At 39.4% G+C, this 660-nt stretch carries 1 protein-coding gene; it reads left to right on the top strand.

The window, feature by feature from the left end; all coding sequences use genetic code 11:
- The coding region (locus AC1DUW_RS31650; RefSeq protein WP_477644555.1) for a Glu/Leu/Phe/Val family dehydrogenase at positions 1-579 on the top strand (579 nt) is incomplete at its 5' end.
- Positions 580-660 lie beyond the last annotated feature (81 nt).

The raw sequence follows: 660 nt of genomic DNA, 5'->3' as shown, positions 1-660 counted from the left end.
GGTAGTTTCTTAGCTAAATTCATGCACGATGCAGGTGCTAAGGTGATTGGGATTTCAGACGCCTATGGTGCTCTGCATGATCCTGAAGGCTTGGATATCGACTATCTTCTAGATCGTAGAGACAGTTTCGGAACCGTGACTAAATTGTTTAAAAGCACAATCTCAAATAAAGAGCTGCTTGAATTGGATTGCGATATTTTAGTTCCGGCTGCTATTGAAAATCAAATTACGGAAGAAAATGCTGCAGATATTAAAGCTTCTATCGTTGTCGAGGCAGCAAATGGTCCAACAACAATTGAAGCGACACAAATCTTAACGGATCGTGGCATATTACTTGTACCTGATGTCCTGGCTTCTGCTGGCGGAGTTACCGTTTCTTACTTCGAATGGGTGCAAAATAATCAAGGATATTACTGGTCTGAAGAAGAAGTGGACGAAAAGCTTGAAAAAATCCTTGTGAAATCTTTTAATAATATTTACGAACTTGCACAATCTAGACGAGTTGATATGCGTCTTGCCGCTTATATGATTGGTGTAAGAAAAATGGCTGAAGCTTCACGTTTCCGTGGCTGGATCTAATAGGTTCAAAGCCTGGATTGTAAACGAATAAATGCGTTCATTGCATTATCATTGAAAAGATTTGTAAAAACTCCTATCATG

Source organism: Peribacillus sp. P4_C12, assembly GCF_056402095.1.
This window is presented reverse-complemented; position numbering and strand designations above follow the sequence as displayed.